Here is an 8873-nt window from a genome sequence, read left to right as displayed (position 1 = left end):
GGGGGGGGTGGTCCTCTCCGGCGCCCCTGTCCTGCTTTGGCCCGGGGCCCGCGGTGGTGTGGCGGGGGGGGTACCGTGGGCCGCCGTCCCGGGGGACGGCGGACGACGGTACCCCAGCGGCAACACCACGGCGAGCCCGGGGCAAACGCTGACCTGGGACGCAGAAGAGCACCTCGCCACAGTCGAGGAAGATGGAAAGACCACGGCCTATCTGTACGACGCTGCCGGCAACAGACTCATCAGTCGCACCAGCACCGAAACCACGCTCTACCTAGGCCACACCGAAGTTTCCCTCCCGGTCGGCTCCGACCCCTTCGATACCGGACGTCCGCATGATCCTTGCGACCCGCTTGTGGTTGACCGCCTCACCGCTCGTCTCGCGGAGCTCGGCGGTGATTCTCGGGTCTCCGTAGGTGCCGTCGGATTCCTTGGTGCACGGCGCGTATCCGGGCGGCCAGACGGGCGTCGGCTGTGCCTGCCGGGAGGACCGGTCCGCGGCTGTCCGGCACCAGCGTTTCCTTCTCCAGCTCGCGGACCTTCTTCCACAAGGCTGCGTTCTCCGCCTCCAGCAGTGCTGGCGGCTGGCCCGGTTCCTGTGTCCGGCGTCCCCGCGGACGACTTGCTCCGGCCGCCCGGACCCAGCTCCGCAGGGTCTCCGGATTGATCCCCAGGTCGGCGGCGACCGACCTGATCGTCGCATCGGGCCGCGACTCGTACAGCGCGACCGCGTCTGCCTTGAACTCCGATGACTCATCATGTGGAGAGCGCGCTGTTCGGTGAGCCGTCGCTCCTGGTTCAAAGTCCCTGAGAAGTCCCAGGGACTCCGTCACATCCCGCCTCGACTCGCATTTGTGCAGGTCAGAAGGGGTGTGGTGATGCCATTCAGGCAAGATCTCAAATATCCCGGAAGATCTCGATCTGCGCCCCCACCGAGTTCAGCCGCTCCGCCAGCTCCTCGTAACCCCGGTTGATCACGTAGACGTTCCGCAAGACCGACGTGCCCTCCGCCGCCATCATCGCCAGCAGCACCACCACCGCCGGCCGCAGGGCGGGCGGGCACATCATCTCGGCGGCGCGCCAGCGGGTCGGGCCCTCGACCAGGACGCGGTGCGGGTCCAGCAACTGGAGCCTGCCGCCGAGTCGGTTGAGGTCGGTGAGGTAGATCGCCCGGTTGTCGTAGACCCAGTCGTGGATCAGGGTCTTGCCGTGCGCGGAGGCCGCGATCGCGGCGAAGAACGGCACGTTGTCGATGTTCAGGCCCGGGAAGGGCATCGGGTGGATCTTGTCGATGGGCGCCTCCAGCTTGGAGGGCCGTACCGTCAGGTCCACCAGCCGCGTGCGGCCGTTGTCGGCGGCGTACTCCGCCGTACGGTCGCAGTCGACGCCCATCTCCTCCAGGACCGCGAGCTCGATCTCCAGGAACTCGATCGGGACGCGGCGGATCGTCAGCTCGGACTCCGTCACCACTGCGGCGGCGAGCAGGCTCATCGCCTCGACCGGGTCCTCGGAGGGGGAGTAGTCGACGTCCACGTCGATCTCAGGTACGCCGTGCACCGTGAGCGTCGTCGTGCCGACGCCCTCGACGCGCACGCCGAGCGCCTCCAGGAAGAAGCAGAGGTCCTGGACCATGTAGTTGGAGGAGGCGTTACGGATCACTGTCGTGCCGTCGTGGCGTGCGGCGGCCAGCAGGGCGTTCTCGGTCACTGTGTCGCCGCGCTCGGTCAGGACGATGGGACGGCCCGGACGGACCGAGCAGTCGACCTGGGCGTGGTACAGCCCGTCGGTGGCCGCGATCTCCAGACCGAAGCGGCGCAGCGCGATCATGTGCGGCTCGATGGTCCGCGTGCCGAGGTCGCAGCCGCCGGCATAGGGCAGGGTGAAGCGGTCCATACGGTGCAGCAGCGGGCCGAGGAACATGATGATGGAGCGCGTCCGGCGCGCCGCGTCCGCGTCGATGGCCTCCAGCTCCAGCTGCGCCGGCGGCAGGATCTCGAGGTCGACGCCGTCGTTGATCCAGCGGGTGCGCACTCCGATGGAGTTGAGGACCTCCAGCAGCCGGAAGACCTCCTCGATGCGGGCCACCCGGCGCAGCACCGTGCGGCCCTTGTTGAGCAGGGAACCGCAGAGCAGTGCGACGCAGGCGTTCTTGCTCGTCTTGACGTCGATGGAGCCGGAGAGCCGGCGTCCGCCGACCACCCGCAGATGCATGGGACCGGAGTAGCCGAGGGACACGATCTCGCTGTCGAGGGCTTCACCGATGCGGGCGATCATCTCAAGGCTGATGTTCTGGTTGCCGCGCTCGATACGGTTGACGGCGCTCTGACTTGTGGCGAGCGCCTCGGCGAGCTGGGTCTGTGTCCAGCCACGGTGCTGGCGGGCGTCACGGATGAGCTTGCCGATGCGTGCGAGGTAGTCGTCTTCCATGCCTGCACGCTATCTCACATATGAGATGAAGATCGTGCCGGGGGTGTGCGCGTCGGGTAACAGCACTGTGCCGGGCCGTGGGTGGGCGCCTGATTCGAGGATCAGGCGCGCCCCGCGGCCCGGCGTGTGGTGTTCCGCCGATCGGGTGAGTCAGCTGCGACGGCTGCGCTTGGTCGTCTTGCGCCAGCCGAAGGGCCCCGGCAGGTCCATCGACGTGGTGCGCCTGCCGGTGCTGCTGTGGGTGCGCTTGGGGCCGTGCCGTCCACCCGTCGTGACGGACCACGACCGACGGTTGATGTTCAGCCGGACGCCCGGAAGGATCTGAAAGCTCTTGCGGAATGTGAGCGGCATCTGCGCCTCCTTCGTCAGGGGTACGGGTATCCCGAAGCGGCCGGGTCATGCGCGCGAAATCGCATGACCTGTGACCGGCCCGTCCGCCCCGCGACCGGCCCGTCCGCCCCGCGACCGGCCCGTCCGCCCCGCGACCGGCCCGTCCGCCCTGCGACCCGGCCGGCCTCCGGTGCGGTGGTCGCCCTGACGGCATGTCAGCCGACCGGACCCGTCCTCGGGATCCGCCCGGCCCGGGTCACGGCCGTGCGTCATCGCGGAGTGGCGCCGGACACGGACTGTCCATTGCCGGCGAAATTGGTCGTTGAGGTGCCGCGTGACCTCGGCGGACTACGTTGAATGTCAAAGCCCGCCGGCGCAGCGTCCGCTGAAGAGTGCTACGGGGCCGCAGGACTTACCCATGGTCTGACGTGGGGTGACGCACCGTCGGATGCTCGCCCGGGCGGCGATATTCGCTTGCGCGCCCTCGTCGCCAGGGTCAACATCGCCTGACACCCGACGAAGGCGGAGAAGATGACCACGCAGACCCACCCCGTCGACCGCGAACTCGTTGAGGCTGCGGACCGCCTCGCCCGCACGCGCTGCCGGGGCGACAATCACACCATGGCGGCCGCAGCCCGCTCCCTGGACGGCCGGATCATCACCGCGGTGAACGCCTACCACTTCACGGGAGGGCCCTGCGCCGAGCTGGCCCTCATCGGTGCGGCAGCCGCTCAGGGTGTCTACGAGCTGGACACAATCGTCTCCGTGGGCGACCGCGAGCGGGGAGTTGTTCCCCCGTGCGGCCGGTGCCGGCAGGTCCTTCTCGACTACTTTCCCGCCCTCAAGGTCATCGTCGGCGAAGACGACCGCGTCCGAACCGTCCTCATTACCGACCTGCTCCCCGAAGGCTACGTCTGGGCCGACCACCAGCACGACGCTGAATAGACCGGGCCACTCATCACGAGCCGGCGCCGCCAGGGCATCAGGGTAAAAGTTTGCCTGATGCGACCCCAGGCCACTGGGCGCTTATCGTCCTGCGCGGCGTCGGCGGGCCTTCTCGCGGCAGCGCTCGGAAGAAGGCCAGGACGAGGGTGGGCTCGCTTCGGTAGTCCTCGCCACTGAGCGGGGGCCGGAACGCAGCCGCACGACTCCAGCAGCGTCGCGTACGTCTCGTTTGGCGATAAGGCCCGCTTCGGAGAGTCCGGGTCCCGCAGTGCATCGTCCGGACGGTTCTGCGGGACAGCGGCGCATTCGCCAGTGGTACCGCCTCCGGTACCCCGACCCGCTTGAAGCCCCATCCCGCCTGGCCGCAGGCCAGGCGGGTGATCTCGAACGCCTCGGCGTCCTTCGGCTCGATACGTTCATCGGCGCGGACGTCGACGACCGTCGCCGAGCCGTCCGTGCGGCGTACGAAGCAGTCCGGAGCGTGCCGACGCTCCCGCTCGCCGTCGTGCCGGTGCAGCCAGAACGGCTGTGAGGCGATCCCTGTCACCTCGGGATCGAAGTGCGTCAGTGAAAGCCGGTCCCGCTCCAGCCACGATTCGAAACCGACATGTCGCCCGGTCGTTGCCGCCCAGTACCAGCCGGAGAAGTGACGATCACCGCGCGACCAGCGAAACGGTCGTACGGCAGCCACGTCCTTGAACCGGGCCGTCCTCGAACCGGGACGTCACACAGTCCAGCAGCGGACGCCGCCGACGCTCGCGTAAAGCGTCCACGTACGACAGCTAGACGTACGGCTCCGCAAGATCCACCCCGACCGATGCGGCCACCCAGTACCACCCCGTGCGTTACCTCGTACGACTAGGTTCGCTGGCAAGGAACCCGAAACGACTGGGTTCACTGTCAAACGCCTCGATTGGATGACAGCGGTCACGGACTGACCTGTCGCAACGAAGTTAGTCGGGTGGGTCCTGCTGACCTGCGCGGGCTATGTTCGGTGAGACAGATGCTGCCAGGGTTCCTGATGGATCTCGTCTGACAACGCTGCGCGGTGGCGACGCCCCTTCATTGCTCGCTGCCGACATGACGCGCTTCGAGCCATGCTGCCTCGAACTCGGCTGGGCGGATTTCCATCTCCGCCCACTCAGGGTCAAATAGGTCCACAACCGGCGGATTGAACGGCCAGTCGTCTGGGCCGCTCCTCAGCGCGGTTCCGTTGTCACTGAGCTCCACCTGGCGCAACCTGCGGCCGTCGGAGCCGACCTCCATGAGGTAGGTCGCTGGTTCATCGCCGTCGCCGTCCCAGCGACGCCGGAGGTGCACGATGCTCCGGTCGGCGAGCGCGCCGAAACCGGGGCGGCCGCGCTGGGCGTCGCGCTTGGTCCGCAGCCCGTCCAGGCCCGGAGGCATAGTCGGCTCATCGATGTCGACTTCGTCCAGGTCCCGGTCGGCCCGCTCGATGGCCTCTGGACTGTCGACCACCTCGACTTCCGCGAAGGTCTCAAGGATCTCTCGGGGCGATCGCGCGTGGACCCACCACCAGGCACCGCCCATGCCGTAGTCGTGCAGGACGAGAAAGCGCGACTTCGGCGCGGGGGGAGAGCTTGTCATACCGGCTGAGGGTAGTGGGCCTGCTGCGCCGCCGACTGCCCCCTGAATCGGTAGTACGGAACCAGCGAGACATGTGGGAGTGCGATTGACCTTCAAGATGGGCTATCGCAGTGGCCCTTGCTCGTCGACGAACACGGTGGGTGTGGAGAGGAAGACATCGGCGTTCCTCGGGCCGTAGGCGATGTTGAACGTGTCCAGCCAGTACGACCAGTCCCGTATCCCTGCCGCACTGCTGAAGCGGTAGTTGAGCTGCCAACGGACCCACTGGCCGGGGGCGAGTCTCACTGCCGGAGGCCGTCGAGGCCGGGGCGGCAGGCCGAATAGGGGTTCCACTCGGGGAAAGACCCGCAGCCGTCCGTCGGCTTCACGGAGCTGAACATCGACTTTTCCGGGATCTTCCTGGGTGTCGTAGGGCTCGAAGTCGTCTCGCTCGTGCATGCGAATCACGTGTGCGGAACCGGCTGTGGCATGCGGCAGCGCGAAGCCGATCGGGGCCGCGTTCCTGCGCGAGGCAGCCGGTCCTCCCCGAGATTGCTTCGTCCAGAACGTCCGTATCCACTGGACGGTGATCTCCATGGCCTTCCCTGCCGTTCGTCAAAATACTCACTCTATGTCCGTGGTCAGGAGCTACTGATCTCTGGTTAGCAGTCGACAGGCGACGAGCCTGCTGCTTGCGGAAGGTTTTTGATCTGGGGGTGCTCCAGCGGGCGGCCGATGTCCAGATCTTCGTTGAGCTTGGCGATCAGAGCGGGGGCCAGTGCCGGCGCGTAACGGAAAGCCCATTGCTCGGCAAGGGTGAGGAAACCGTGGAGCTTGTCGTGCACGGTTTGCAGAAGGTCCGGCAGAGCGGCCAGGGGAAGCTCGATGGGGGTCTTTGTTGGTGGGTCCGTGTCAGGCCACACTTTGACGAGTGTTCCCTGGTGTTCGACGTGCGCGGCGGTGTCGTGACCGAGCCAGACCTCTTCGCCGTGCATGAGGCCGAGCCAGTCGCGCCAGCTTTCCAGGCCGAAGCAGCACCCCGGAGCGATCACGACGCCGGTCGCGGTGTCCTGGAGGAGGATGCCGCCCGGCGCGATGACGAGATCGACGTTCAGCAGGTTCTGGATGCGCTGGGTGCCGGCCTCCGTGTCCGGAGCCGGGTCGTCGCTGTCGTCGTGACCGCAGCTGGTCAAGACCGCCATGGCCGTACCGACTTCCAACGGTGACATCTGGTCGGAGAGGCCCAGCAGGCGGTCCGAGTTCGGGGCCGCGGTGGGCCACAGAGTGAAGTCCGCAGCGTCATAGGTTTCCACGATGGCATCCATGATCAGCACGGTTCCCATTGTCGCTGCCCGCCGTTTGGGGTTCCTCTTCATTTCTCGGCGGGGTGCAGGGCGCGCTCGGGTCGGGCGAGGCCTCGGCTTCCCCGCGCTGACGTCGGCGGAAGGCCTTCTGTCGACAGCTCGCTGAACACCAGCGCCGGGTCTCTCCGCCGGTCGCGACGGTTAGTTTCTGTCCGCAGCCTGCGCAGGCCACCGCTCGTTGGCTCCGCGGCTTCGGGTGGCGTTTGCGGTAGCTCCTCTGCCGGCAGGCGTGCGAGCAACGCTGCCGCCGACTGCTGCCTGCTGGCGTGATGGGCAGCAGGTGGCCGCACTCCGTGCACCGGGTGTTCGCCAGGATCTTCCGGAGAAGCTGGGGCTCGCGGCCGGTCACTGCGGCCAATCGCTCCCACCGTGGATGCCCCCCGGTGCAGGGGCGGCGAGCAGAGGTAAGTCCGGAGGTGTCCGGCCTTGAGATGGTTGGCGGCAGCGAGGCGTTGGATGAAGGACGTGAAGCCTTCGCCTGCGACCGGCCGGACCTGGATGGGCAGTGGGAACAGGGGGCCGGGCGCGTGATGGGCGCGCTTTTGCCGGTTCCTCATTGCTGTGGCTCGCGCTTCATGTGACGGCCGCGGTGGACGTAGTAGAGCAGGGACGAGTAGGAGACGGAATAGTCGTGCTCGTCCATCAGCTCCGCCCAGATGGCTCTGCCGCGAACCCCTCGGGCGAGCATGTCGTCGACCAGGCGGATGACAGGGACCATGACCGGGTCCTTGCGGAACCTCACATCACGATCAGCGGGCCGTCCGGTGTCCAGCGCGAGCCGGACTGCCCGCTGTGGGACCTCGTAACGCTCAGCCAGCGCACGGACGGTCATGGTCCCGTCGCGGGCGTCATCGGAGATGAGGTAGGCGAGCTCACCACGTCCCGGGAACAGTTCCTTGTCTGGGTAGCGGGGATTGGGCTTGACGCGTCGCCGGGGCGAGCTCGCGTCCGCGAGCGCCCGCTCCAGCACCTGCGGAGACCGCCCGGCGGTGTCGGCGAGCCGATCCAGAAGAGGCTTGCCGAACCAGAGTGGCGGCCCGCAGAGATATCCGTGCAGATAGCTGGGCTTGAGGTGGTTGGCACGAGCGAGACGCCGGATGAAGGAGTCGGTTTCCTCACCGAGCCGCGGGGCAACCTGGACAGGCAGCCGGGCCAGCCGTCCCGATCGAGCCCCGGTCATCGGGCAACTGCCTTCTTCAGCGGCTTCGCCATGGTCTCCGCCGCATGGTCCAGGGGGATCGCGTCGATCCCTTCCTTGGTCACGCGTTCGGTGCCGCTGAGGATCGCGTCGATTGCGGCCCCTCGGATGGCGTGGGACAGCGCTCCGATCATCCCATCGGCCCGGTTGTAGAGGTAACGGTCCAGCTTGACCAGGCTGCCCGGCGGGTGATCGTGCAGCAGCAGGGTCGCCTCCATGGTCGCGACCAAGCCCTTCCACTCCTCGCTGTAGGGGAACGGGCGGGTGGGGACGAGAGTGAAACGGCCAGAGATCTGAGCGCCCCGAGTGCCGGCCAGCAGCTCGCTCGTTTCGAGATTGATACCGGCGTAAACAAAGGTCGCGGGGATCCGCTCGGAGAAGTACTTCAGCGTGTCGGAGACCTCGGCGCCTGCCCGGGTAACCTGCGAGACGTTGTGGATCTCGTCGACGAGCACCAGGCCGGCGCGGGTGTCTGTGCAGACGCCGACCACCGCCTTGATGATGTCCGTCATGTTCGACCTACCCCGGACTGGCAGTCCCAGGAACCGCGCGAACTCGGCAGCGACCATGCGGGCCGTCGCCGCGGGCGGAACGGTGATGTAGAGAACTGGGATGCGATCGGTGGAGTTCGGGTGGCGGGCACGGTCGAGGAGCTCGTGTGCGAGCCCGAGCTGGGTGATAGCGCTGGTCTTGCCCGTCCCGGGCAGTCCGGAGACCATCAAGCCGCGGCGAGCACTGATCGCGTGCCGGTTGAGCAGGACCAGGCGGCGGCCGCAGACCACCGTCTTTTCGACGAACGATGTGGCGACCACGAGCATCCGGGCGTAATGGTCGAGCCGGTCCTCGTCGTAGACCCGGGTTCCGCAGCTCAGTGGGTGTCCGATGAGTCGAATTGGGCATCAGCGCAGGTCAGCGAGTTTCGGCTAGTGACGGGAGCCGGTATCGCCTAGTGGCACGATTCATGGGACGAGTGGTCTGTCGGCTGGTCTAACGGGTGTAGCGTCTAGTGGCGTGTATGTGAAGAC

At 67.3% G+C, this 8873-nt stretch carries 11 protein-coding genes; 1 reads left to right on the top strand and 10 read right to left on the bottom strand.

Annotation, left to right across the window (positions count from 1 at the left end; translation table 11 throughout):
• Window positions 1-271: 271 nt before the first annotated feature.
• The 4 genes from ACFU5K_RS30160 to ACFU5K_RS30145 form a co-directional block, all read right to left on the bottom strand.
• Window positions 272-397 carry a transposase gene (locus tag ACFU5K_RS30160; RefSeq protein WP_384067371.1) on the bottom strand — a complete coding sequence of 42 codons (126 nt, stop codon included), beginning with the start codon at window positions 395-397 and terminating at the stop codon, window positions 272-274.
• Window positions 366-830, bottom strand: coding sequence for a transposase (locus tag ACFU5K_RS30155; RefSeq protein WP_384067366.1), 465 nt, complete (start codon window positions 828-830; stop codon window positions 366-368). Before ACFU5K_RS30155 ends, ACFU5K_RS30160 begins: the two co-directional genes overlap by 32 nt.
• A 64-nt stretch (window positions 831-894) precedes the next feature.
• Complete coding sequence (locus tag ACFU5K_RS30150; RefSeq protein WP_384067363.1) at window positions 895-2424, bottom strand: helix-turn-helix domain-containing protein; 1530 nt, start codon at window positions 2422-2424, stop codon at window positions 895-897.
• A gap of 150 nt (window positions 2425-2574) precedes the next feature.
• On the bottom strand, window positions 2575-2775 hold the full coding sequence (locus ACFU5K_RS30145; RefSeq protein ID WP_327113347.1) for a DUF4236 domain-containing protein: 201 nt from the start codon (window positions 2773-2775) through the stop codon (window positions 2575-2577).
• A gap of 510 nt (window positions 2776-3285) precedes the next feature.
• On the opposite strand from ACFU5K_RS30145, the gene ACFU5K_RS30140 reads away from it, so the two are divergent.
• Complete coding sequence (locus ACFU5K_RS30140) at window positions 3286-3699, top strand: cytidine deaminase family protein (protein WP_384067360.1); 414 nt, start codon at window positions 3286-3288, stop codon at window positions 3697-3699.
• 37 nt (window positions 3700-3736) lie between these two features.
• Here ACFU5K_RS30140 and ACFU5K_RS30135 read toward each other — a convergent pair whose 3' ends face one another.
• From ACFU5K_RS30135 to ACFU5K_RS30110, 6 genes are all read right to left on the bottom strand, one after another.
• The gene (locus ACFU5K_RS30135; RefSeq protein ID WP_384067357.1) at window positions 3737-4390 is read right to left on the bottom strand and encodes a TnsA-like heteromeric transposase endonuclease subunit; all 654 of its coding nucleotides are present in this window, start codon (window positions 4388-4390) and stop codon (window positions 3737-3739) included.
• A gap of 371 nt (window positions 4391-4761) precedes the next feature.
• Entirely contained in the window at window positions 4762-5307 is a 546-nt protein-coding gene (locus tag ACFU5K_RS30130) for a hypothetical protein (protein WP_384067354.1), read from the bottom strand.
• Window positions 5308-5409: 102 nt separating this feature from the next.
• A complete protein-coding gene (locus tag ACFU5K_RS30125) occupies window positions 5410-5883 on the bottom strand; it encodes a hypothetical protein (protein WP_384067351.1) in 474 nt (157 codons plus the stop codon).
• 65 nt (window positions 5884-5948) lie between these two features.
• Window positions 5949-6620 (bottom strand): hypothetical protein, encoded by a 672-nt coding sequence (locus tag ACFU5K_RS30120; protein WP_384067348.1) that lies wholly within the window; start codon window positions 6618-6620, stop codon window positions 5949-5951.
• A 583-nt stretch (window positions 6621-7203) separates the two neighbouring features.
• The gene (locus ACFU5K_RS30115) at window positions 7204-7830 is read right to left on the bottom strand and encodes a hypothetical protein (protein ID WP_384067345.1); all 627 of its coding nucleotides are present in this window, start codon (window positions 7828-7830) and stop codon (window positions 7204-7206) included.
• Entirely contained in the window at window positions 7827-8741 is a 915-nt protein-coding gene (locus tag ACFU5K_RS30110; RefSeq protein WP_384067368.1) for an ATP-binding protein, read from the bottom strand. Before ACFU5K_RS30110 ends, ACFU5K_RS30115 begins: the two co-directional genes overlap by 4 nt.
• Window positions 8742-8873: the final 132 nt, after the last annotated feature.

This window comes from Streptomyces sp. NPDC057428, from assembly GCF_042803195.1.
GTDB lineage: Bacteria > Actinomycetota > Actinomycetes > Streptomycetales > Streptomycetaceae > Streptomyces.
The sequence above is the reverse complement of the archived record's forward strand: the minus strand, read 5'-3'. Positions and strand labels throughout refer to the sequence as shown.